At 57.8% G+C, this 23,640-nt stretch carries 18 protein-coding genes; 7 read left to right on the top strand and 11 right to left on the bottom strand.

Going from position 1 to position 23,640, the window contains the following annotated elements; translation table 11 throughout:
• Nucleotides 1–48: 48 nt before the first annotated feature.
• The 7 genes from KP80_RS16735 to entC form a co-directional block, all read right to left on the bottom strand.
• The gene (locus tag KP80_RS16735) at nt 49–246 is read right to left on the bottom strand and encodes a YbdD/YjiX family protein (protein ID WP_052284779.1); all 198 of its coding nucleotides are present in this window, start codon (nt 244–246) and stop codon (nt 49–51) included.
• A gap of 58 nt (nt 247–304) precedes the next feature.
• Nucleotides 305–2,410 carry a pyruvate/proton symporter CstA gene (gene cstA, locus KP80_RS16730; RefSeq protein WP_052284778.1) on the bottom strand — a complete coding sequence of 702 codons (2,106 nt, stop codon included), beginning with the start codon at nt 2,408–2,410 and terminating at the stop codon, nt 305–307.
• Between the two features lie 262 nt (nt 2,411–2,672).
• The gene (gene entH / locus KP80_RS16725) at nt 2,673–3,086 is read right to left on the bottom strand and encodes a proofreading thioesterase EntH (protein WP_052284777.1); all 414 of its coding nucleotides are present in this window, start codon (nt 3,084–3,086) and stop codon (nt 2,673–2,675) included.
• Nucleotide 3,087: 1 nt separating this feature from the next.
• A complete protein-coding gene (gene entA, locus KP80_RS16720) occupies nt 3,088–3,843 on the bottom strand; it encodes a 2,3-dihydro-2,3-dihydroxybenzoate dehydrogenase EntA (protein ID WP_052284776.1) in 756 nt (251 codons plus the stop codon).
• Entirely contained in the window at nt 3,843–4,697 is an 855-nt protein-coding gene (locus KP80_RS16715) for an isochorismatase (protein ID WP_052284775.1), read from the bottom strand. Before KP80_RS16715 ends, entA begins: the two co-directional genes overlap by 1 nt.
• Before the next feature lie 12 nt (nt 4,698–4,709).
• A complete protein-coding gene (gene entE, locus KP80_RS16710; protein ID WP_052284774.1) occupies nt 4,710–6,320 on the bottom strand; it encodes a (2,3-dihydroxybenzoyl)adenylate synthase EntE in 1,611 nt (536 codons plus the stop codon).
• A 15-nt stretch (nt 6,321–6,335) separates the two neighbouring features.
• Nucleotides 6,336–7,517 carry an isochorismate synthase EntC gene (gene entC, locus KP80_RS16705; RefSeq protein WP_052284773.1) on the bottom strand — a complete coding sequence of 394 codons (1,182 nt, stop codon included), beginning with the start codon at nt 7,515–7,517 and terminating at the stop codon, nt 6,336–6,338.
• Nucleotides 7,518–7,750: 233 nt separating this feature from the next.
• Between entC and fepB the strand changes: the two genes are divergently transcribed.
• Nucleotides 7,751–8,710 carry a Fe2+-enterobactin ABC transporter substrate-binding protein gene (gene fepB / locus KP80_RS16700; RefSeq protein WP_231625937.1) on the top strand — a complete coding sequence of 320 codons (960 nt, stop codon included), beginning with the start codon at nt 7,751–7,753 and terminating at the stop codon, nt 8,708–8,710.
• A gap of 59 nt (nt 8,711–8,769) precedes the next feature.
• Here fepB and entS read toward each other — a convergent pair whose 3' ends face one another.
• Complete coding sequence (gene entS / locus KP80_RS16695) at nt 8,770–10,014, bottom strand: enterobactin transporter EntS (protein WP_052284771.1); 1,245 nt, start codon at nt 10,012–10,014, stop codon at nt 8,770–8,772.
• 109 nt (nt 10,015–10,123) lie between these two features.
• Between entS and fepD the strand changes: the two genes are divergently transcribed.
• The 3 genes from fepD to fepC are packed head-to-tail and all read left to right on the top strand — an operon-like array spanning nt 10,124 to nt 12,911.
• Nucleotides 10,124–11,131, top strand: coding sequence for a Fe(3+)-siderophore ABC transporter permease (gene fepD / locus KP80_RS16690; RefSeq protein ID WP_052284770.1), 1,008 nt, complete (start codon nt 10,124–10,126; stop codon nt 11,129–11,131).
• A complete protein-coding gene (gene fepG, locus KP80_RS16685) occupies nt 11,128–12,120 on the top strand; it encodes an iron-enterobactin ABC transporter permease (protein WP_052284769.1) in 993 nt (330 codons plus the stop codon). Before fepD ends, fepG begins: the two co-directional genes overlap by 4 nt.
• The gene (gene fepC / locus KP80_RS16680) at nt 12,117–12,911 is read left to right on the top strand and encodes an iron-enterobactin ABC transporter ATP-binding protein (RefSeq protein WP_052284768.1); all 795 of its coding nucleotides are present in this window, start codon (nt 12,117–12,119) and stop codon (nt 12,909–12,911) included. The genes fepG and fepC overlap by 4 nt, the downstream gene beginning before the upstream one ends.
• A 188-nt stretch (nt 12,912–13,099) precedes the next feature.
• On the opposite strand, the gene entF is transcribed toward fepC, so the two are convergent.
• Genes entF through fes form a run of 3 tightly spaced genes read right to left on the bottom strand, consistent with a single transcriptional unit; the run spans nt 13,100 to nt 18,450 of the window.
• A complete protein-coding gene (gene entF, locus KP80_RS16675; protein WP_052284767.1) occupies nt 13,100–16,963 on the bottom strand; it encodes an enterobactin non-ribosomal peptide synthetase EntF in 3,864 nt (1,287 codons plus the stop codon).
• A complete protein-coding gene (locus KP80_RS16670) occupies nt 16,960–17,178 on the bottom strand; it encodes an MbtH family protein (RefSeq protein WP_052284766.1) in 219 nt (72 codons plus the stop codon). Before KP80_RS16670 ends, entF begins: the two co-directional genes overlap by 4 nt.
• A gap of 15 nt (nt 17,179–17,193) precedes the next feature.
• Nucleotides 17,194–18,450, bottom strand: coding sequence for an enterochelin esterase (gene fes, locus KP80_RS16665; protein ID WP_052284765.1), 1,257 nt, complete (start codon nt 18,448–18,450; stop codon nt 17,194–17,196).
• A gap of 276 nt (nt 18,451–18,726) precedes the next feature.
• Between fes and KP80_RS16660 the strand changes: the two genes are divergently transcribed.
• From KP80_RS16660 to KP80_RS16650, 3 genes are all read left to right on the top strand, one after another.
• Entirely contained in the window at nt 18,727–20,997 is a 2,271-nt protein-coding gene (locus KP80_RS16660; RefSeq protein WP_052284764.1) for a TonB-dependent siderophore receptor, read from the top strand.
• A 51-nt stretch (nt 20,998–21,048) separates the two neighbouring features.
• The gene (entD, locus tag KP80_RS16655; protein WP_052284763.1) at nt 21,049–21,672 is read left to right on the top strand and encodes an enterobactin synthase subunit EntD; all 624 of its coding nucleotides are present in this window, start codon (nt 21,049–21,051) and stop codon (nt 21,670–21,672) included.
• 192 nt (nt 21,673–21,864) lie between these two features.
• Nucleotides 21,865–23,427 carry an AbgT family transporter gene (locus KP80_RS16650; protein WP_052284762.1) on the top strand — a complete coding sequence of 521 codons (1,563 nt, stop codon included), beginning with the start codon at nt 21,865–21,867 and terminating at the stop codon, nt 23,425–23,427.
• Nucleotides 23,428–23,640: the final 213 nt, after the last annotated feature.

The raw sequence follows: 23,640 nt of genomic DNA, 5'->3' as shown, positions 1-23,640 counted from the left end.
ACACGGCGAGCGGACTTGGCAATCAAGACGTTTAGATGTCTAAATCCATTAACAGCATTTAGCCCCCCCTTTTCCACCGTAACGCGCATCCTGGCGATCGCGGAAAAAAGCTTCATAGGTCATCGGCGTCTGATCGGGATGGTTAATACGCATATGTTCGACATAGTTGTCGTAGTCCGGCACACCGATCATCATCTTTGCCGCCTGACCGAGGTACTTCCCGGCTTTAGAAAGAGTATCGAACATGGCTTTTTCCTTTTAAATTAACCCGGCCTCGCATCACGAGACCGGGCTACGGATGACATTAATGTGCGCGTTTCGCCATAGCAACCAGATTCTCCGCATCGGCCGGCATTGGCTCATACGGGGTCTCTTTCGCCGTTGGTTTGTCCTCTTTCAGAGCCGCCAGTGCGGTTTTGATAGAGAACACCGCCAGCACCACAACCACCACCATGAAGAAGATGGTGAGACCGGCATCAAGACGGTTGTTAAATACCAGCTGCGACAGCTGTGATTCGGTGTACTGCGGAGGAATATTGCCGCTGTCGATCATCGCCTGGAACTTATTGGCAATGGCCAGGAAGCCCACTTTGGTATCGGCGCTAAACGACTTCTGCCAACCCGCCACTAGCGTACAAATCAGCAGCCACGCCGTTGGCACCAGGGCCACCCACGCATAACGCTGACGTTTCATTTTAAACAGTACCACCGCACAGAGCATCAATGCCATACCTGCCAGCATCTGGTTCGCAATACCGAACAACGGCCACAGGGTGTTGATACCACCCAGCGGGTCAACAACCCCTTGATGCAGGAAGTAGCCCCAGGCCAGCACACACAGCGCCGTTGCCAGCAGGTTCGCCGGCAGCGAATCGGTACGCTTGAGCCCCGGATTGATAACGCCCAGCAGGTCCTGCAGCATAAAGCGCGCTGCGCGGGTACCGGCGTCCACCGCCGTCAGGATAAACAGCGCTTCAAACAGAATAGCGAAGTGATACCAGAAGGAGACATCCATCAGGCCGCCCAGCGCACCGTGAAGAATGTAGGCCATCCCCACTGCCAGCGTTGGCGCACCGCCCGCGCGCGAGATGATCGACTGCTCACCCACTTCATTGGCAATCTGATGCAGCAGGTCCGGCGTAACCGCAAAGCCCCAGCTGCTCACCACCTGCGCGGCAGAAGCGACCACGTCTGCGGTACCCGCAGGTGCCAGCATTGCCATCGGGCTGTTCATCGCAAAGTAAACGCCCGGATCGATAATACAGGCAGAAACCAGTGCCATAATGGCGACGAAGGATTCCATTAACATGCCGCCGTAGCCGATGAAGCAGGCCTGGCCTTCGTTTGCCAGCATCTTCGGCGTGGTACCGGAAGAGATCAGCGCGTGGAAGCCTGATACCGCGCCGCAGGCAATGGTGATAAACAGGAACGGGAACAGATCGCCCGTCCACACTGGGCCAGTGCCGTCGACGAATTTCGTCAGCGCTGGCATGGTGAGGGTTGGGCGCATAATCAAAATACCAATCGCCAGCCCGACAATGGTACCGATTTTCAGGAAGGTTGAGAGGTAGTCACGCGGTGCCAGCAGCAGCCACACGGGCAGAACGGAGGCCACAAAGCCGTAGCCCACCAGCATCCAGGTCAGCTGTACGCCGGTATAGTCAAACCACGGGGCCCAGGTTTCACTTGCCGCTACCCAGCCGCCAGAAATAATCGCAAACACCAGCAGCACCAGGCCGATAACCGACACCTCACCGATACGCCCAGGACGCAGATAGCGAATGTAGATCCCCATAAACAGCGCCAGCGGGATGGTAAAGGCCACGGTGTAGGTGCCCCACGGGCTGTGGGTCAGCGCTTTCACCACGATCATGGCCAGCACCGCCAGAATGATCACCATAATCATAAAGGTGGCAATCAGCGCAATCACGCCAGCGGTCGGTCCCATCTCTTCTTTGACCAGTTCGCCCAGAGAGCGGCCGTCACGACGGGTCGAGACGAACAGCACCATAAAGTCCTGTACCGCCCCCGCCAGCACCACCCCGGCCAGCAGCCAGATCATGCCCGGCAGATAACCCATTTGCGCCGCCAGCACCGGCCCCACCAGCGGGCCAGCCCCGGCAATCGCCGCGAAGTGGTGGCCAAACAGCACTTTCTTATCCGTTGGTACATAGTCAAGACCATCGTTATGGCGCACAGCTGGCGTCATACGCGTTGGGTCAACCTGCAGCACGTTTTTCGCAATATAGAGGCCGTAAAAACGGTAAGCGATGAGATACACGCAAACCGCCGCCACGACTATCCATAAGGCATTTATCTGTTCGCCACGATTAAGGGCGATATAGCCCAGGGCAAAGGCTCCAACAATGGAGATCAATGCCCATATAAGGTATTTCCCTGAATTGTTCATAGTTATTGTCCGTATCGGTAGCAGAGGATGTTACATTTTGTGTCCATAGCAACACCTCTGATTTAACATCCTTGAAACCGATATGAACAGGAACGGAACCTGACATTTACATCACATTGTTAACGGGATCACTTAACGGCGGAAAATGGCTGAATATGCGAGGGAAAAGGGTGAACTGCTCATGATATGAAAGCACGGTAGGTCGTGACGGATGGCGTAGCGCTGATGTCGCATCGCCATCCTTCTCGAATCGTTTGGGTGCTTAACCCAATACTGCAGTACCTAATCGACAGGTGCAGCAGCGCCGTCCCTGCTCATCAAATACCACAATTTCCCAGCTCTGACTTTGGCGGCCAAGATGCAGCGGCTGGCAGACCGCCCGCACCTGTCCCTGCGATACCGGGCGATGGTGCGATGCATTAAGCTCTGTCCCCACCACGCACTGGCCTTCGCGGGTCATCAGAAAACCGGCCATCGAACCCAGCGTCTCCGCCAGCGCCGCCGACGCACCGCCGTGCAGCAGGCCAAACGGTTGATGGGTGCGACCGTCTACCGGCATCACGGCTTCAAGGCTGTCATCACCGATATGGGTGTAGACGATTCCCAAATGCGCGACCATGGTGTTATTACTGGTCGCGTTCAGCTCCTCAAGCGTCAAAGGACGTTTCCAAATCATCTTAAGCCCCCAGCGTGGAACCGCCGTCCACGACAATGTCCTGTAGCGTGATATGGCTGGCACTACTGGATGCGAGGAACAAAATGGTATTGGCGATCTCTTGCGGACGAGCGATTTTACCCAGCGGAATACCCAGTTTGAACTGTTCAGCAAAACCGCGAATTCGCTGCTGTTCAGCGTCATCACTGACCCACAGCACGCGCTGCATATCGGTGTCGGTGGACCCCGGTGAAACAATATTGCAGCGTACCCCGGCGCTCGCCAGCTCCAGACCGACCGTCAGCGCCAGGCTTTTCAGCGCCGCTTTTGAGGCACCATAGGCGCTCATGCCGATGCGCGGCGTGTGCGCCGCATCAGAAGCCACGGTCACAATCGCTCCGCCCTGCTGACGGCGAAACTGCGCCATCGTCTGCTGGAACAGGTTAAATGCGCCGCCGACGTTGACCGCGAAGGTCTGCTGCCAGTCGGCAAGGCTCAAATCATCCGTCGCCCCCATGCGTAAAATCCCGGCAGCGTTGACCAGCACGTCGAGTCGCTCGGTCTTCGCCAGCAAACGCTCGCATACCTGCGCCACCTGCTGTGCATCCGCCACGTCGAGCACCTCGGTAGTAAACGGATATGCTCCGCCGTCAAACGCGAGGTCAAAACCGGTGACCGTCGCCCCCGCCTCTACAAATGCCAGCGCAGTAGCGTGACCGATCCCTTTTCCAGCCCCGGTGACCCACACGGTCTGGCCGTTAAAATCCAGACCGGCCATTATTTCACCTCGCGGGAAAGCAGTGCCCACCAGGCATCGATGCTTGGATTTTTCGCCAGCATCACGAAGTCGATATCGCCGTGCGCTTTGCGCCAGCGAGCGGCCAGCGCCATCATGCGGACCGAGTCGAGACCGTAATCAATCAAATTGTCGTCATCGAGCGGTTCGTCGGATTCATCCAGCAGCGGCAGCACCAGCGCGCGCAGCGCATCTTTGCTGGCGGGAATGGACGGTAGCAGTTCATCGGTCATCACCACGCGGCCACTGCGGCCGGCCACGTATTTCAGCGACATCAGGTGCTCATCACGGCTAAAGTCCGCCAGAGCATCGGCGACGAAGAACGGTTTAATATCGCGCATAAACGCGTCTGTTGCGGTCGTCATGCAGCCGATATGCGCGTACACGCCGGTAATGATCAGCTGGTCGCGTCCGCTTTCTTTGAGCATCTGCTCCAGCGGTGAGCGATGAAACGCGCTGTAGCGCCATTTCACCAGCACGGTATCCGCTTCGTCCGGTGCCAGTGCGGCAACCACTCGCTGCTGCTCAGGCGAACGGGTCAGCCCCGGCCCCCACATGTCATTCAGCAGCGCACGGTCTTCATCGCTCTGCTCTTTTGGCTGCGCGGTGTAATAAACCGGAATGCCGTTCTTTTTGCAGAAATCACGCAGCGCGGCGATGTTGGCGACCACCGTCTCCATCATCTCGCTGTCATCGCCCCAGAAGTTGAGGAAATATTCCTGCATATCATGAATCAGCAGCGCCGCACGCGCCGGTTCAAATGCCCAGTTCACCTTGTTTTCTGGAAGATCCAGCGCGGTTGGCAGCGCGTAGCCCTGTAGTTTTGGAATCGCCATAATATTCTCTCTTTAGCCCTGCGAGCGGCTTGCCAGCCACTGACGTAATTGTTTTTTATCCACTTTACCGACGTGGGTCAGCGGTAGTTCATCCACACACTCGACTCTGTCCGGCAGCTTAAATTCGGCCACGCCCTGCTCACGCAGGAAACGTCGTACCTGAACGGCACGCAGCGGCTCTTTCACCACCAGATAGGCACAACTTTTCTCGCCCAGCAGCGTGTCTTCCATACTGACCAGCGCCGCGTACACCACCGACTCGTGGCGCAGTAACAGGTTTTCGATCTCTTCAGCGGCAATCTTCTCACCGCCGCGGTTGATCTGATCTTTCTCACGCCCTTCCACGGTGATGTAGCCATCTTCATCGATGGAGATCAGATCGCCGGAACAGTAAAAACCCTCGGCATCAAAAGCATTGGCGTTGTGTTGGGGACTTTTATAGTAGCCACGGAAAGTGTAGGGGCCTCGGGTCATCAGCCGGCCAACGTCACCTCGCGGCAGCGGATTACCCTCGGCGTCTGCCACCCACACTTCATCATCCGGGCACATCGGGTAGCCCTGGGTGTTGAGGATTTTCTCCTGGCTGTCGTCAAGACGCGTGTAGTTCACCAGTCCTTCCGCCATGCCAAACACCTGCTGCAGCTGGCAGCCAATCTCGGCAGGAATGCGCGCCGCCAGCGTTGCCGACAGACGCGCACCGCCAACCTGTAACAGCGTCAGTGAACGAAGCTGGGCATTGCTGCCCCACTCAGTAATCGCCTGCAGCCACAGGCTCACCGCCGGAGGCACCAGCGCCGCCACGTTGACCTGATGCTTTTCAATCAACGGGAAACACAGCGTTGGGCTCGGATCGGCCGCCAGTACAACGGTCCCTTCAGCAAGGAAAACGCCCAGTGCGCCCGGTGAGCTCATGGCGTAGTTGTGTGCCGACGGGATCGCGCACAGATAGCGCGTTTGCGCATCAAAATGGCACACCTCGTTACTGCGGCGAATGCTGTAGTAATAATCATTGTGGGTACGCGGAATAAGCTTCGGCGTCCCGGTGCTGCCGCCCGAGAGTTGAAAAAAGGCCACTTCATCAGCGGCAGTAGGCGTCGGGATGAAATCGTCAGCCGGATGCGCCATCGCGGCTTCCAGCGCGTATTCACCTTCACCGTTACGCAGCAACACTACGCGCACGGAACGGAACTGTTCGCAGAACGTATTCAGGTACGTATCGTCACCAAACAGCGCATGACCACGATCGGCAATCAGTACCGACGGAGCAATTTGTTCGGCGTAGGCGTTCAGCTCGCTACGTTGATGGCTAAACAGCGCGTTCACCGGTGCAACACCGATTTTCAGCAGCGCAAACAGCGTCGTATAAAACTCAGCAATATTGCCCAGCTGCACCAGTGCGGTTTCGCCACGCTTAAGCCCCTGACGCTGCAGGGCGGCGGCAAGGTTATCAACAGATTGGTTTAACTGGCGGTAGCTTATCTGGCGCTCGCCATCAATCACCGCTATCGCGTCGCTGTCCGCATGGCGAGTCAGCATGTCCGTCAATGGCAGATCCTGCCAGTAGCCTTTTTCGCGATAGCGTGCCGCGAGCGCGTCCGGCCAGCGGGTAAATTCCACGGTCATAATGGGGTGAGGCTCCTAGTGCAGGCCAAATACGTTCAGCATGGTAGAAAGTTTGACGCCAGTTTCACGCCACTCGGACTCAGGTGATGATGCAGGGACAATGCCCGCGCCAGCAAACAGGCGCACGCCGTTATCCTTCACCCGTGCGCAGCGGATAGTCACCACCCACTCGCCGTTGCCTTCGCTGTCGCACCAGCCGACGATGCCGCCGAACAGGTCACGTTCAAAAGGCTCCAGTTCAGCAATCACCTGTTTAGCAATCTGATGCGGGAAACCGCTCAGCGCTGGCGTGGGATGCAGCAGGCAAGCCAGGGTCAGCGCGTTCTCTTCGGCTTTGGCCTGGCCTTCAATCGGCGTCGCGAGATGCCATAGGGTTGGCGTGTTGACCAACTGCGGCGTTTGCGGCAATGACAGCTGCAGGCTACGAGGCGCCAGCGTCTGTTTCATCGACTGCGTCACCAGCTCATGCTCGTGACGGTCTTTTTCCGAGGCCAGCAGGCGGTTACCCGCTTCACGGTCCAGTACGTCATCCGGCTGGCGACGCGCAGAACCGGCCAGCGGCAGCGAGCTATAATGATCGCCCTCTTTGCGCAGCAGCAGCTCTGGGCTTGCGCCGAGCAGCACGCCGCCATCGGGCAGTGGCACGTGGAAATTAAAGCTCGCCGGGTTTTGTGCCACCAGGCGCTCCAGCAGCGCACCGCTGTCCAGCGTCTGCGCAGCGGTAATATCAATCAGCCGTGAGAGCACGACTTTATCGACCTGCGGCGTCGCCGTCAGCGCAGCCGCCTGAGCAACCATATCGAGGAATACAGGGTGTTCGGGAATTTCCTGGCGCGCAGTCACCGCCATCGGTTCACGCGAGGCATTGTAGCGTGACGACTTCTGTTTCGCGGTCCGCGAAAAGGTTTCGCAGCGTTCGGGAATAAACAGTGCCGAAGGCTGGCGGGTATCGAAGGGGATTGCGCCAACCATCACTGGGTTTTCAATTCCGGCCGCTTTGGCGGCAGCAAACGCCGATGCAAGCCCCTGCTGGAAAGCGCTGTCTGGGTTATCGCCCCCTTCTGCTGGGCAGGTAAAACGCGTAAAGCAGCCAGATGTCGTAAAACTGCGAAACGGCGACATAAAGAAAAAGTTGTCGGCCGCGATCGTGGCCTGATCCTGCTGTTGTTGCGTTTCCGCAGCCAGTGACGTTTCCATATCATCCTCCAAAAACGATAAAGATATTACGAATAATTATCATTTATATTTTGGTTCGGTAACCTAAAAGTAAACGCCTCGTATGTCAACAGGACAAAGCAGCATCTTGTGCTTAATAGCAACGTCGTATGCCCGATGTTGTTCTCCACCTTCGCGCGCAGAGCGCTTGCATCAGGATGGGTCAATAGTTGAAAATGAGAAGCATTAACCAACAACAACCAGGACTTGTCTCCGTGAACTTCACCGCCCTGTGGCGTACCGCCGCACTCCTCGCAGGCTTTAGCGTTTTGGGATTATCCTCAGCTCACGCAGCAGATTGGCCGCGTCAGATTACCGACAGCCACGGCGTACACACGCTGGAACATAAACCGACCCGCATCGTCTCCACCAGCGTGACCCTGACCGGCTCACTGCTGGCCATCGACGCACCGGTAGTCGCCAGCGGGGCGACTACGCCAAATAACCGTGTCGCCGACGATCAGGGCTTCCTGCGCCAATGGGGCGATGTGGCCAAAGCGCGCAAGCTGGCTCGCCTGTATATCGGCGAACCCAGTGCTGAAGCCGTCGCCGCGCAAATGCCGGATCTGATTTTAATTAGCGCCACTGGCGGTGACTCCGCGCTGGCGCTGTACGACCAGCTCTCCACCATCGCCCCAACGCTCATCGTCAACTACGATGATAAAAGCTGGCAGGCACTGCTCACCCAGCTTGGGCAGATGACCGGCCAGGAGAAACAGGCCGCCGAGCGTATTGCCGCTTTTGACAAGCAGCTGGCAACGGTGAAACAGCAAATTAAACTGCCACCGCAGCCGGTGAGCGCGTTGGTTTACACCGCCGCTGCGCACAGCGCAAATCTGTGGACCAGCGAATCCGCCCAAGGACAGTTCCTCCAGCAGCTTGGCTTCACCCAGGCCACTCTGCCCGCAGGGCTACACGCTAGCCAGAGCCAGGGCAAGCGCCATGACATCATCCAGCTTGGTGGTGAAAATCTGGCGACTGGCCTGAACGGCGAAAGCCTGTTCCTGTTTGCTGGTGACCAGAAAGATGTTGATGCGATCTATGCCAACCCGCTGCTGGCGCATCTTACCGCAGTGAAGAATAAGCACGTTTACGCGCTGGGCACCGAAACGTTCCGTCTGGATTACTACAGCGCGACCCGCGTGTTAGAACGTCTGTCGGCGCTATTTGGCTAAGCCTGCTTGATGACGTATCCGGCTCGCACGCCCGTGCACGCCGGATACGGACCTCGCGATTAGACTTCTGCCGACGCCGGCATTTCACGTCTGAATCGGCGCAGCTCCCCCAGTAACAGCAGTAAAATCCCACCGACAATCGCCAGCCCCCAACCGCTGACGCTGGCTGAGGCTACCGGAGTCAATATTGCGCCCAGCCCACCTAACAGCGCCGCCCCGATGGCATCACCGGTGACGTTCTGCGCGGTCCACAGACCGTTAATCCGCCCCAGCATCGCCTCTGGCGTTTGCGTTTGAATCAGAGTGTATTGCAGCAGCGAGCTGATAGCGCTGAGCCAGCCGAACAGGGCCAGACACATCATGGCAAGCGCCCAGTGCGGCATCATGGCAAACAGCCCAATGGCAACAAAGGCGCCGACGGTTGCCAGCAGCATAATCCAGCCCGGACGCTCATTTTGTGCCAGCCGTCCGCTGGTCAACGCGCCAAAGGCCGCCCCAAGGGGAATGGCCGCATACAGCAGGCCAATCTGCGATGCCGACATTTGCCAGCCTTGTGCCAGCGCTGGATAGAGTACGCGTACCGCACTGGCCATCGTGACCAGCGCGCCCAGCAGCGCAATACCGCCAATCAGCGGGCTGCCGAGCAGGAACCGAAAACCGGCCACCAGCGATTTCAGCGGGTGTTCGCGCGGCTGCGGTGGTGGCGGTAGCTGCGGTAAACGCAGTAGCGTCAGGGTAGTGATAAAGGTCCCGAGCGCCGCCAGCAGGTAGTTCCATGACACGCCGCCAGAGGCCAGCAACAGGCCGCCAACCATCGGCGAGATCACCGAACCCAGGCGCACCGTCAGCATGGTGATTGCTCCCGCCTGCATCAGGTTTTCACGCCCAACCAGCGCCGGTGTCGCTGCCAGTAGCGCGGTCACGCCCAGCGAGGCAAAGAAACCGTCCCACAGTCCCAGCAGATAGATCGCCACCAGAGAGGGTTCAGGCAGTAGCGCATTGAGCCACAGGCCAATAAAACCCACGCCGCAGGTGCCGCGCGCCAGCAGAATCAGCTTACGGCGCTCGTAGCGGTCTGCCAGCACGCCGCCAACCATCAGGCCGACGAACATCGCCCCGCCGGTCAACGTCACCGACAGCCCGACTTGCCAGGTCGAATGGGTCATCATTTGGATTTGAACCGGCACAGCAACGCCGAGCAGACCCAGTGAAAGAATGGAGATAAAGCGAGCGATAAAGACGGCGCGGAAAGCCGGATGCGTTTTGAGCAGGCTCAGATCAAGGAGCCGGGATTGTCGGTTCATTACAAGGCCTTGTATTTTTTTCATACCCTTTCCAAGGGCGCTCATGCTACCATAAACGAATAAGATAGATAACGATAATCACTATCATTATCACATCAGGGATGTCACCATGTCGTTTTCCACCCCCGTGCTGCGCGCCATCACGCTGCCCGGTTTGTTGATACTGCTGTTTCTCGCCGTTACGCTCAGCTTATTAATTGGCGCCAGACCACTACCCATTTCCGTCGTCGTTGATGCTCTCAGCGGCACCTGTCAAAGCGCTGACTGCATTATCGTGCTCGACGCCCGTCTGCCGCGCACCCTGGCCGGGTTGCTCGCCGGTGGCGCCCTAGGCCTGGCCGGCGCACTGATGCAAACCCTCACGCGTAACCCCCTTGCCGACCCGGGCATTCTCGGCGTAAATGCCGGTGCTAGTTTTGCTATCGTTCTCGGCGCGGCGCTGCTCGGGATCTCTTCGCCACAGGAGCAGCTGGCAATGGCCTTTTGCGGTGCGTTAGCCGCTTCACTCATCGTCGCCTTCACCGGTAGCGCGGGCGGAGGCCAACTCAGCCCGGTCCGCTTAACGCTGGCGGGCGTGGCGCTGGCGGCGGTACTGGAAGGTTTTTCCAACGGTATCGCCCTGCTCAACCCCGATGTTTACGATCAGCTGCGTTTCTGGCAGGCCGGTTCGCTGGATATTCGCACCCTGCAAACCCTGAAAACGGTGCTTATTCCCGTACTGATTGCAGGCGTTGTGGCGCTGATGATGAGCCGCTCGCTCAATAGTCTGAGCCTGGGCACCGATACCGCTACCGCGCTGGGCAGCAAAGTGGCACGTACGCAAATCACCGGGCTACTGGTGATTACGATCCTGTGCGCCAGTGCCACTTCGGTGGTCGGCCCTATCGCCTTTATTGGCCTGATGATGCCGCATATCGCCCGCTGGTTGGTGGGTGCCGACCATCGCTGGTCGCTGCCTGTTACCCTGCTAGCCACCCCGTCTTTGTTGCTGTTCGCCGATATTATCGGTCGCCTGCTGGTGCCTGGTGAGCTGCGCGTGTCGGTGGTCAGCGCCTTTATCGGCGCGCCGGTGCTGATTTTCCTTGTTCGTCGTAAGGCGAATGGAGGTGGTCGATGATCTCCCCTTCCCGCCGCCTGATTGTCAGCTGTCTCCTGCTGGTCATCGCCTGCTTGCTGCTCACGATGTTGAGTTTGCGTAGCGGTGCGGTCACGCTGGAGCTGTCGCAAGTTTTCGCGGCTCTCTTTGGCGATGCGCCGCGCGCCATCACCATGGTGGTTACCGAGTGGCGTTTGCCACGGGTGCTGATGGCGCTGCTGATTGGTGCCGCGCTCGGTGTTAGCGGCGCGATTTTCCAGTCGCTAATGCGTAACCCGCTGGGCAGCCCGGACGTGATGGGCTTCAACACCGGCGCATGGAGCGGCGTCCTGGTGGCGATGGTTTTCTTCGGCCAGAATCTCACCACCATTACGCTGGCCGCGATGGCCGGGGGCATTGTGACTTCGCTGCTGGTGTGGGCGCTGGCATGGCGCAACGGCATCGACACCTTCCGGCTGATTATTATCGGCATTGGTATCCGGGCGATGCTGATGGCCTTCAACACCTGGCTGCTGCTGCGGGCATCGCTAGAAACCGCGGTTTCCGCCGGGCTGTGGTTCTCCGGCTCGCTCAACGGGCTAACCTGGGCGAAAATCTGGCCCGCCGCGCCGCTGATGGGAGTCGCCCTGATCTGCTCGGCGCTGCTGGTGCGCCGCCTGCGATTGTTGGAAATGGGCGACGACAGCGCCTGCGCGCTGGGCGTGCGCGTGGAGTATTCTCGTCTGCTGTTAATGTTGATTGCCGTGGTACTCACCGCCGCCGCCACCGCGCTGGCCGGGCCTATCTCATTTATCGCGCTGGTTGCGCCACACATCGCCCACCGTCTTAGCGGCACCGCCCGCTGGGGACTCACCCAGGCGGCGCTGTGCGGTGCGGTACTGCTGGCCGCCGCCGATTTCTGCGCCCAGCAGCTGTTCTTGCCTTATCAACTTCCGGTGGGCGTGGTGACCGTCAGCCTTGGTGGTATCTACCTCATCGTGTTGCTTATTCAGGAGTCTCGCAAAAAATGACCGACAATGTAGCCCGTTTGCGCGGCGACCAGTTAACCCTCGCCTACGGTAAAAAAACCATTGCCGAGTCGTTGAACGTCACCATCCCGGATGGCCATTTCACCGCGATTATCGGCCCCAACGGCTGCGGAAAATCGACGCTGCTGCGCACGCTCAGCCGTTTGATGACGCCGACGAAGGGTCACGTCTACCTTGATGGCGAAGAGATCCAGCACTACGCAAGCAAAGAAGTCGCACGCCGTATCGGCCTGCTGGCGCAAAACGCCACTACGCCGGGCGATATTTCGGTGCAGGAATTGGTGGCGCGCGGTCGCTACCCACACCAGCCGCTGTTTAGCCGCTGGCGGCAAGAAGATGAAGATGCCGTGCAAAACGCCATGCAGGCCACCGGGATTGTTAATCTGGCTAGCCAAAGCGTGGATACGCTCTCCGGCGGACAGCGACAGCGAGCGTGGATTGCGATGGTGCTGGCGCAGGACACCTCGATTATGCTGCTTGACGAGCCGACGACGTGGCTGGATATCAGCCATCAGATAGACCTGCTGGAACTGTTAAGCGAGCTGAACCGCGAGCGTGGCTTCACGCTCGCCGCCGTGCTGCACGATTTAAACCAGGCCTGCCGCTATGCGACGCATTTAATTGCGCTGCGTGAGGGGAAAATTGTGGCCGAAGGTGCGCCAAAGGAGATCGTGACGCCAGAGCTGATTGAAGCGGTGTACGGGCTGCGTTGCATGATTATTGATGATCCCGTGGCACATACGCCGCTGGTGGTGCCGCTTGGACGGCGCTGAGGTTTGATAATCTGCGAATCCCCCTCACCCTAACCCTCTCCCCAAAGGGGCGAGGGAACCGTACGGTGCCAATTGTAAAGTTCAGACTCAGTCTGCCCCCTCTCCCTTTTTAAGGGAGAGGGTTGGGGTGAGGGTTTCTGCACGTACGCAAAGTACGTCCATCCCCTCCCCGACTGACTACAACTCACCTACCCCAGAATCTCACGAATCACCGGACCAATCGCTTCAAATGCCGCTGGCGTAATGATATCCACGTGCGCGCAGTTCTGGCTGTAAACCTCCAGTTCTCCCACCCACGGCCCCCAGGCTACTTGCGGATCGGCCTGACGGGTTTTCTCCGCCACAAACAGCGTGGCCTTACCGTCAAACTGCGCACTGTGGGCGGTAGTGAGCAGGCGTACCGCATCGGCGTAATTGCCTTCAATCGCGGTAAATAGCTCGCTGGAAGCCTGCCCCTGCTGCGCGGCGAGGAACGCTTCACGTTCGCGGTCAATCTCAGCTAACACGGCTGGATCGAGACCGTTGGCCTCTTTTTCCGCCCAGTTTTGCGTTTCCGGCGGCCAGGTATCCAACAGCCCGAGGAACGCCACGTCTTCGCCCTGCTGACGCAGACGCGCGGCAATTCCCTGTGCCAGCGTACCGCCCAGCGAGTAGCCCAGCAGATAATACGGCCCGTGAGGCTGCTGCTGGCGTAGCGTGGCCAGATGGTGCTCGCAAACTTCATCCAAAGTAGCGGCTGTTTGCATCGGCCCCTGCGGACGCGGCGACTGAATACCGGTAATTGACCAACGCGGCGATAGGTAGCGCGACAGCACGCTGAACTGCCAGGCAAAACCGGACGCCGGATGGAAACAGAACAGCGTCGGTCCCGTCCCGGTACGCAGCGGCAGCAGCGGCTCATAGCCCAAGCGCTGCGCGAGCTCATCGTCATTCGCCTCCAGCAGCGCGCTAAGTTTGCCCACCGTCGATGACACCATCACCTGCCCCGGCGTGACCTGACGGCCCACGCTGCGGCTCAGCATCGCCGCCAGCCGCATCGCCAGCAGCGAATGGCCACCAAGGGCGAAGAAGTCGGCATCGATATCATTAATTTCACAGCCCAACAGTTCACTGAAAGCGCCAGCGACCAGCGTTTCCGTTGCCGATTGCGGCGCACGGCCTGCGGTTTTCTGCGTCAGCGACGGCAGCGGTAACGCTTTGCGATCAAGCTTCCCGTTCGCACTGAGCGGCAATACACTTAATTGCAAGATCACCACCGGCACCATGTGCGGCGGCAGCTGTTCGCGCAGGCGCGCCAGCAGCGCATCCGTCTCCAGAGGCAGTCCGGAGGCCGACACCACATAGCCCACCAGCTGGCGTGCATCACCGCCGGTGGCCGCTGCCTGGTTTATCACGCAGGCATGGGTCACAGCCTGCTCGACACCCGGCAGCGATTGCATCACCCGATCGATTTCGCCCAGCTCAATGCGCTGGCCGCGGATCTTTAGCTGATCGTCGCTGCGGCCTAAATATTCCACCGCACCATTATCCAGCCAGCGCGCTACGTCGCCGGTGCGATACATGCGTTCACCGGGAGCAAACGGATCGGCAATAAAGCGGCTGGCGGTCAGATCCGGGCGGCCCAGATAGCCCTGCGCCAGCTGAATGCCGGTAAGATAGAGATCGCCTGCCACGCCAAACGGCACCGGACGCATCATGGCATCCAGAATACGTAGCCCGGTATTCCACACCGGGAAACCAATTGGCACGCTGTTGCCGGTCACCGCCGACAGCGCTTCACCGTAGGCCGGATACCAGCTCACGTCTACCGCCGCTTCCGTCGGGCCGTACAGGTTATGCAACGGCACGTGGGTTAATATTTCCCACTCGCGGCACAGCCCGGTCGGCAGCGCTTCACCGCTACAGAACACCTGTTTGAGCGAACGACAGCAGTCCGCCGTTTCCGGCGTCAGCGAAGCGACAAACGCCGCCAGCATCGACGGCACAAAGTGTGTGGTGGTGACGCTATACTCAGCAAAGAACTGCTGCATAGCCAGCGGGTCACGGTGCGCTTCCGGCTCTGCCATTACCAGGCTTGCGCCGGTGATAAACGGCCACCAGAATTCCCAAACCGAGACGTCAAAACTGCACGGCGTTTTCTGCGCCACCACATCGTCAGCGGTGAGCGGATAGTGGTCCTGCATCCACAGCAGGCGATTGACGATAGCCTCATGCCCCACCATCACCCCTTTCGGGCGACCGGTCGAGCCAGAGGTAAAGATGATGTAGGCCGTCTGTTCAGGCTTCGCTAGCTTCAGCGGCAACGCGTCACCCGCAGGCAATGGCGCATTCAGACACAGGCTTTCGATATTGGGGAATCGGTGCAGCTGGTCATCGGCAGTAATCAGCAGCGAAGGCCGCGCGTCCTCCAGCATCATCTGCAAACGATCGTCCGGGTAGCCGGTGTCCAGCGGCAGCCAGGCGGCCCCCGCTTCCACAATCGCGTGCAGCGCCAGCGTCAGGAATACCGAACGCGGCAACGCCACCGCCACGCTGTCACCAGGCTTAACGCCGCGCTGGCGCAGCACGTTGGCCAGCGCAATCACCTGCTGGCGCATTTCACGGTAGGTAAATCGATACTGCGCATCAACCAGCGCCACGGCATCCGGCGTCTTACGCGCCTGCTCTGCAACCAGCGAACTTAACGTTGCCGACGGTAAGGTTTTCTCGGTGGCGTTAATCTGCGCCAGGCGCTGATATTCCGCCTGCGAAACCAGTTCCGCATCGGCGCAACGAAGTGCAGGATTATCGGCGAACTGCTGTAAAATTGCGGATAAACGGGCGATATGCTGCTGTAACGTCGCTTTATCATAACGTTGTTGATTGGCGAGAATCTCAAGGGATAACCCACCATTTTCATCCGGGAACAGCGCCAGCTCCAGATCGTTGACCGGACCAGTCGCCAACGTGTGCGTCGTGAAGTCAACATCGTCAAAACCGAGGCGATAATCAAACATTTTGACGTTAAATACCGGGCCAAATAGCGCTTCATCACCGGCGGCTTTCCCGGCATCACGGACGATTTGCTCGGCGTCATAGCGCTGGTGGCGGCGCATTTTTTTCAACTGCCCGGAAAGGCGCGTGGCCAGGTCAGCCAGCGTTTCCTGGCCGTTCAGCGTCACCGCCAGCGGCAGGACGTTGAGCACAGGCCCGGTGGCCGTCAGCGCGGCGGAACCCATGCGGCGCATAAAGATAAATCCAGCGGCGTATTCACTGCGCCCGCACAGGCGCCCCAGCCACAACGCGGCTAAAGCCAGCGCCAGATCGGCGGGTTGACACTGCGGCCCGGCGGCGCTCAAACGGGAAAATGCCCGACGATCGGCATTGAGTTTAAGGCGCCAGATAGCGGTGCTCTCAGCGCGCCCCGGTAACGGTGCGGGAGAGAGCGAGGCCGGTGATGGCAGCGCCCGACGCTGTTCGGCCCAGAACGCTTTATCGCGCTGGCAGGCTTCACTGTCGCGGTAACGCTGATATTCTTCGACCACCTCAGCAAACGGTGTGAAGACCGACTCCGGCGTGGCGTCACCTTTCTGCCAGGCCTGATAAATCAAGCTTATCTGGCGGGTTATCGCTGGGAAGCTAAAGCCATCAACCAGCAGGTGGTGATAGCGTTGATACCAGAACCAGTGGTTGTCACCCCCCCGGAGAAGCTGATGGCAGAACAGCGGATTGCCGCTGTCTACACGACTATTTTGCGCCAGGTCAGCCTGCATTTGCGCGATTGCCGCCTGCTGTGGTTCGACCTGATGGCGTAAGTCAAAAATAGGTGGCTCAGCAATCACCGCGCTTTCATCCACCCACTGCCAGATATCACCGTTGTCCTGCGCAAAACGCATTCTTAACGTGTCGGCCTGCATCATCCCGGCGGCGATAGCGCGCGCCAGCAGTTCACCGTCAATATCCCCTTTCAGTTCAACGTAATGCGCCACGCTCCAGGCGTTAGGCAGCGTAGACAGCGCTTCTGCCATCCAGATCCCCGGCTGCGCGGCGATAAGCGGTAAACGTGCGCTCATGCCAGGCCTCCCGCAGTAACAAAATTCTCGGGAATAAGCGTGTTCCAGTTGGCCGACAGCCAGGCGTTGCATGCCTCAAGCGGCTGCGGTTCACAGACGACCGTCCAACCGGCAGGCAGCGAGCACTGCTGCGGCCAAAGGCTAAACTGCTGCTGAGGGTTTTGCAGAAGGTAAAATTGCCCTTGCGCCACATCGAAGGGGTTACTGACTTGCATACCAAACTCCTGTCGTTAATCCGGCTTTGCGGCCTGGGTATCCCAGAGCGTCATCAGCCCAGCGGTAAGCCCGCCGCGCCAGCAAAGCGCATCATGTCCGCCGTCAACCTGACGCCAGAAAACGGACTGCTGCATGTGCTGTAATTGGGTCAAAAGCGCCTGATTGGCGCGAAAAATAATCGGCTCGCGAATCCCCGCTTCCAGCACGATCCGCAAGCCCTGAGGGTGGAGTTCGCCGCGCTGCAACTGTTCCAGGATTTCGCCGATTTGTCGGCCTCCGCGATGCGGCCACCAATAGGATCCCGACTGGCTCAGCACGCAGCCAAAACGCTGCGGCCAGCGCAGACCGGCGTACATCGCCGACAGGCCGCCAAAGCTCTGCCCCGCGACCACGGTACGGTCGGCACGGTCGCTAAACGGCGCTATCGCCTGCACCTGCGGCAACAGTTCTTGCTGCACCGCTAGCCAGAATTCCGGGTTACACGGCAACTCTTCGCTGCGATGAGCGTTGTCGATAACGTCAATCAGCAGATAGACCGCCGGGGGGAGTTTCTTTGACTCGGTTAATGCGGTAAGCGCTGGCCACACGGGCATACTTTCAGCCCAGAACTGCCCATCAAGCAGCACGGCAAGTGGCCGTTCGCCGTCGGACTGTTTCCCGGTGGTGAATACCCATACCCGGCGCTGGTTACCCAACCGTTCGCTGCGCCAGGTGATGCATTGTGGCTCAGGCCATTCGGCGGCGGGCGTTGACCAACCGGGTTGTTCAGGCGCTTGCGGCAGCTCGAACGCAGAGACCGCATGGCCGCGCCCGCCCTTCCAGCTTTGCGCATTTAAAGGATCGGCAATCGCGCGCGGCAGCAGCTTGCGCCAGCCTTCCCGCAGCAGCATACGGTCGGGTTCAACAGCGGTAAAAATTTCCGGGGAAAAATCATCTTCACGCTCGGAGGGGACAAAACAGTAGCTGCCACGCCAGGTTGGCGGGAGGGTCGTTGTCCAGCACCAGGCATCGGAGTGAGGAACGCGTTGTAAGGTTTGCGGAGCGGAGTTGTGATGGTGGTCAGTGACGCCGGTAATGTAAATCCAGACCCGCTGAATCGGCGATGCGGTTTCGTTTCCGGCGGGGTCTCGCCACCAAAAAGTCACCTGAAAATCATCGTTAACCTGTTCATATTGTGGACCTTTTACCGTCGCCCACCATGCGTCACTTCCTGTCACTAACTTTCCCACCACGTTAACCCCATGTTTATTGTGGAATTTCTTGTTACACATGAAAATTTATTGATAATATTATTGATAACTATTTGCATTTGCAATAGCGTATTGGCGCGCAACTTTCACATGCTTCATACCCAAAATCATTCACACGAAGGAAGTTGGTAAGAGAGCGAGTCCCCCGGAGCGTACATCAGTCCGTGATTGAGATAAGCGAACGCAGCCAACGCACCTGCAGCGTGAAGTATGACGGGTATCGCATATAACCACGTCGTAGCATCCCCTTTGGGAATGGATACACACAGCATACGGCGACGAAAAGCAGGACACACAATGAATAATAAAATCAAATCCCTGGCCTTCCTGGTCAACTTGGGTATTTATGGCGTCGCGGCTCCGGCTTTTGCCGCAGAGACCACCACCAAAGACGCAGACGGGGAAACCATGGTCGTCACCGCTGCCGAGCAGAATCTGCAGGCACCGGGTGTCTCCACCATCACCGCCGATGAAATTCGCAAACGCCCACCGGCGCGCGACGTTTCTGAAATCATCCGTACCATGCCGGGCGTTAACCTGACCGGTAACTCCACTAGCGGCCAGCGCGGTAACAACCGCCAGATCGATATTCGCGGTATGGGTCCGGAAAACACCCTGATTCTGATTGACGGCAAACCGGTTACCAGCCGTAACTCCGTGCGTCAGGGTTGGCGCGGTGAGCGTGATACCCGCGGCGATACCGGTTGGGTACCGCCAGAAATGATTGAACGCATTGAAGTCCTACGTGGCCCTGCAGCTGCTCGTTATGGTAACGGCGCAGCGGGCGGCGTGGTGAATATCATCACCAAAAAAGGTGGCGATGAGTGGCACGGTTCATGGAATACCTACCTGAACGCGCCGGAGCACAAAGAAGAAGGTTCGACCAAACGTACCAACTTTAGCCTGAACGGCCCGCTGGGCGGAGATTTCAGCTTCCGTCTGTACGGTAACCTTGATAAAACCCAGGCTGATGCGTGGGATATCAACCAGGGGCACCAATCTGTCCGTACAGGGACCTATTCAGACACGATGCCTGCAGGACGTGAAGGCGTTGAAAACAAAGACATCAACGGCCAGGTTCGCTGGGACTTTGCGCCAATGCAGTCTCTGGAGTTCGAAGCAGGCTACAGCCGTCAGGGCAACCTGTACGCGGGCGACACCCAGAACACCAACAACGATAACAAAACCAATGGATTGGTGAAAAAATACTACGGTAAAGAAACTAACCGTATGTATCGCCAGAACTATGCACTGACCTGGAATGGCGGTTGGGACAACGGCATCACCACCAGTAACTGGGCGCAGTACGAACATACCCGCAACTCTCGCCTGGGCGAAGGTCTGGCCGGTGGCCTGGAAGGTCTGTTTAATAGCAATCTGTTCAGTGATACTGACCTGGCAGATGTGATGCTGCACAGCGAAATCAGCATTCCATTTGAGCTGGGCATCAACCAAAACCTGACGTTGGGTACCGAATGGAACCAACAGCGCATGAAGGATTCCAGTTCCAATACTCAGACCTTCCTGGGCGGCAACATTCCTGGTTATGACAGTACCAATCGCAGTCCATACTCACAGGCGGAGATCTTCTCGCTGTTCGCTGAGAACAATATGGAAGTCACCGACAGTACTATGTTGACACCTGCGCTACGCTTCGATCACCACAGCATCGTCGGCGACAACTGGAGCCCATCCCTGAACCTGTCTCAGGGTCTGGGTGACGACTTCACCCTGAAAATGGGCATCGCGCGCGCCTACAAAGCGCCTAGCCTCTACCAGACCAACCCGAACTACATCCTGTACAGTAAAGGCCAGGGCTGCTACGCCACGGGTGCCAGCACCGGCATCGGTTGCTACATGATGGGTAACGATGATCTGAAGGCTGAAACCAGTATCAACAAAGAAATTGGTCTGGAGTTCAAGCGTGAAGGCTGGCTGGCCGGCGTGACCTGGTTCCGTAACGATTACCGCAACAAAATTGAAGCGGGCATGACGCCGCTTAGCAGAACCTCCATTACCAGTGGCACAAAAACTACCTATACCGATATTTATCAGTGGGAAAACATTCCGAAAGCGGTGGTTGAAGGTCTGGAAGGGACGTTGAACGTACCGGTTAGCGAGACCGTTAACTGGACCAACAACATCACCTACATGCTGCAGAGTAAAAACAAAGAGACCGGCGAACGTCTGTCGATTATTCCGGAGTACACGCTGAACTCAACGCTGAGCTGGCAGGTACGTCAGGATGTCTCTCTGCAATCCACCTTTACCTGGTACGGTAAACAGCAGCCGAAGAAATACGATTACCAGGGTAAACCGGTAACCGGCACATCAGCTAACGAGATTAGCCCGTACAGCATCGTTGGCCTGAGCGCGACCTGGGATGTGAACAAAAACCTCAGCCTGACCGGCGGCGTGGATAACGTCTTCGACAAACGCCTGTGGCGCGAAGGTAATGCCCAAACTACAGGCAGCACCACCGATGTTTCTTATATGGCGGGCGCTGGCGCGTACACCTATAACGAGCCGGGGCGTACCTGGTACATGAGCATTAACACTCACTTCTGATAAGATGTGCCCCTCCCTCTCCCATCCGGGAGAGGGTTTTTCAGGAGCCACATGCAGACGCATCATCGCACCTTCCACGCCATTGAGCGTATTGACTTTGATCCTGACACCTTTAGCCCAGCCGATCTGCTGTGGCTACCCCACCACGCCCAACTGGCAAAATCCGGTAAAAAACGACAAACCGAACATCTTGCCGGCCGCATTGCCGCTGTTCACGCACTGCGTACATTTGGTGAAAAAGCCGTGCCCGGCATTGGCGAACGCCGCCAGCCACTGTGGCCGTCGGGGCTTTACGGTAGCATTAGCCACTGTGGGAATACGGCGGTTGCAACGGTATCGACAAAGCCCGTTGGGATCGATATTGAAGACGTTTTTACACCCCAATGGGGAGAAACTTTAGCTCCCGAAATCACCACCCATGACGAACTTGCCGTACTGCGAACCGGCCCTCTGCCTTTTCCTCTGGCGTTAACCCTCGCATTTTCGGCTAAAGAGAGCCTCTATAAAGCACTGGCGGAGCGCCACCCCACTTTGGTCCATTTTCATGATGCAACGACGCTTCATGTCGATGAGCAACACATCACAATACTCATCCCCGCCCTCTCACTGACAGCCCAGGTAAGCTGGTTCACATTTGAAGCGCGAATGATCCTGACCTTATATCATCAGCCATAAATATGACCAGTAATCGAAAATACCGAATCAACAACCAGCTATAAACTTATTGCCAGAATAAAAAATCAATAAATGCGATTTTCATCAGTTTTATACGCCATAAAAACATAGTTTCCCTACGCAATTACCCCTATTATTCATTCGAAATATTCATACAAACAATGAAACAATTGTTCTGAAGTAAGGAATCGAATGAATACGCAAACACGGACACGGAATGAAGTGAGCGAAAGTCGCCTGATGAGCGGCTTCCTGAATGCCATCGAAAAAGCGGGTAACCGCCTGCCTGAACCGGCGCTGATCTTTTTCTATTTTTTACTTGCCGTCATGGGACTCTCGGCCGTGCTGTCGATGATGACCTTTGACGTCATCAACCCGATGACTCAGGAAGCGGTCAAGGTTAACAACCTGCTCTCTGCCGAGGCGTTAACCAATACCCTGGCCAATATGGTCACCACCTTCACCGGCTTCGCACCGTTGGGAATTGTCCTTGTCGCAATGCTGGGTGTCGGCGTGGCGGAAAGCTCCGGCTTTATTAACGTCGCGCTGAAAAAAATGCTGCGCGTGACGCCGAAAAAACTGCTGACGCCAATGCTGATTTTTGTCGCCATGTTCAGCCACGTGGCTGCTGATGCCGGCTATGTGTTGGTCATCCCGTTAGGTGCCATTATCTTTATGTCCGCCGGACGCCACCCGCTGGTCGGGATTGCCGCCGCATTCTCCGGCGTCTCCGGTGGCTTTGCCGCCAACATGGTCCCCACCGGTAACGATGCGCTGCTGCAGGGCTTTACTCAGGCCGCAGCCCAGCTGCTGGACAGCAGCTACACCGTCAACACCCTGTGTAATCTGTTCTTCGGTATCGCCTCCTCTATCATCATTACGCTGGTCGGCTGGTGGGTCACCGAGCGTATCGTCGAGCCACGCGTCAGCAAAATGACCATCGATGGCGACTTTAAGCATGATGAAGATATGTCCAGCGTCACTTCGCAAGAGAGCCGCGCTTTTAACCGCGCCTCGTTGGTGATGCTGCTGGGTCTGGCCGCGCTGGCGGCTGCGGCATGGCCGGAAAGCTCCATGCTGCGCGGTACCGACGGTTCATTGACCTCCTACAGCGCGCCGATTATGAAATCCATCGTCCCGCTGATTTTCCTGATCTTTATCCTGCCGGGTATCGTCTACGGCTTTGCCTCCGGTACGTTTAAAACCGGCAAAGACGTCATTGGCTCAATGAATGACTCCATGAGTAAGATGGGGTCGTACATGGTGATGGCCTTCTTCTGCGCCATGTTTATCAAAGCGTTCAGCGACTCCAACATCGGCACACTGTTTGCGTTGATGGGCGCAGACGGCTTGAAAGCGCTGGAGCTGCCGGGGCAGGCCACAATTATTGGCATGATTGTACTGACGGCGGTAGTGAACCTGCTGATTGGTTCCGCATCGGCAAAATGGGCGCTGCTGTCGCCGATTATGGTGCCAATGCTGATGGCAGTGGGTATCTCCCCAGAACTGACCCAAGCGGCATTCCGTATCGGTGACTCCTGCACCAACATCATCACACCGCTGATGGTCTTCTTCCCGCTGATCGTTATCTACTGCCAGCGCTACGTGAAGGGCGCCGGTGTGGGTACGCTGGTATCGATGATGATGCCGTACTCGATCGCCTTCTTCGTAGCGTGGAGCATCCTGCTGCTGGTGTGGTGGGGCGTTGGCCTGCCGCTGGGCGTGGCGGCTCCGTATACCTGGAGCCCGAGCTAATATTTTCGTAATGCAGATAAGGCATGCGCACGCTTAATTGCAGAAAAATCAGTTAGCCGCAATGCTGGTCAGCTAGACGGTATTACCTTCAGCTTCTCAGCTGATTGCGCTCCTTGTTCATCTCATGCCACATAATCTGTGCGGCGCAAGGAGCGCGCAGGGGGCGGACAATTGCCTCCGCCCCCTGCCCCCCCGCGCTCTGGCGGCAGAATC

The sequence above is a fragment of the Kluyvera genomosp. 1 genome, assembly GCF_001266615.1.
GTDB lineage: Bacteria > Pseudomonadota > Gammaproteobacteria > Enterobacterales > Enterobacteriaceae > Kluyvera > Kluyvera cryocrescens_A.
Note: the sequence above shows the minus strand (reverse complement) of the source record. Positions and strands in the feature narration are given on the sequence as shown.

Coding starts and splice junctions, on each gene's coding strand:
- KP80_RS16735 (WP_052284779.1), bottom strand. CDS start 246: ATGTTCGATACTCTTTCTAAAGCCGGGAAGTACCTCGGTCAGGCGGCA.
- cstA (WP_052284778.1), bottom strand. CDS start 2,410: ATGAACAATTCAGGGAAATACCTTATATGGGCATTGATCTCCATTGTT.
- entH (WP_052284777.1), bottom strand. CDS start 3,086: ATGATTTGGAAACGTCCTTTGACGCTTGAGGAGCTGAACGCGACCAGT.
- entA (WP_052284776.1), bottom strand. CDS start 3,843: ATGGCCGGTCTGGATTTTAACGGCCAGACCGTGTGGGTCACCGGGGCT.
- KP80_RS16715 (WP_052284775.1), bottom strand. CDS start 4,697: ATGGCGATTCCAAAACTACAGGGCTACGCGCTGCCAACCGCGCTGGAT.
- entE (WP_052284774.1), bottom strand. CDS start 6,320: ATGACCGTGGAATTTACCCGCTGGCCGGACGCGCTCGCGGCACGCTAT.
- entC (WP_052284773.1), bottom strand. CDS start 7,517: ATGGAAACGTCACTGGCTGCGGAAACGCAACAACAGCAGGATCAGGCC.
- entS (WP_052284771.1), bottom strand. CDS start 10,014: ATGAACCGACAATCCCGGCTCCTTGATCTGAGCCTGCTCAAAACGCAT.
- fepD (WP_052284770.1), top strand. CDS start 10,124: ATGTCGTTTTCCACCCCCGTGCTGCGCGCCATCACGCTGCCCGGTTTG.
- fepG (WP_052284769.1), top strand. CDS start 11,128: ATGATCTCCCCTTCCCGCCGCCTGATTGTCAGCTGTCTCCTGCTGGTC.
- fepC (WP_052284768.1), top strand. CDS start 12,117: ATGACCGACAATGTAGCCCGTTTGCGCGGCGACCAGTTAACCCTCGCC.
- entF (WP_052284767.1), bottom strand. CDS start 16,963: ATGAGCGCACGTTTACCGCTTATCGCCGCGCAGCCGGGGATCTGGATG.
- KP80_RS16670 (WP_052284766.1), bottom strand. CDS start 17,178: ATGCAAGTCAGTAACCCCTTCGATGTGGCGCAAGGGCAATTTTACCTT.
- fes (WP_052284765.1), bottom strand. CDS start 18,450: ATGTGTAACAAGAAATTCCACAATAAACATGGGGTTAACGTGGTGGGA.
- KP80_RS16660 (WP_052284764.1), top strand. CDS start 18,727: ATGAATAATAAAATCAAATCCCTGGCCTTCCTGGTCAACTTGGGTATT.
- entD (WP_052284763.1), top strand. CDS start 21,049: ATGCAGACGCATCATCGCACCTTCCACGCCATTGAGCGTATTGACTTT.
- KP80_RS16650 (WP_052284762.1), top strand. CDS start 21,865: ATGAATACGCAAACACGGACACGGAATGAAGTGAGCGAAAGTCGCCTG.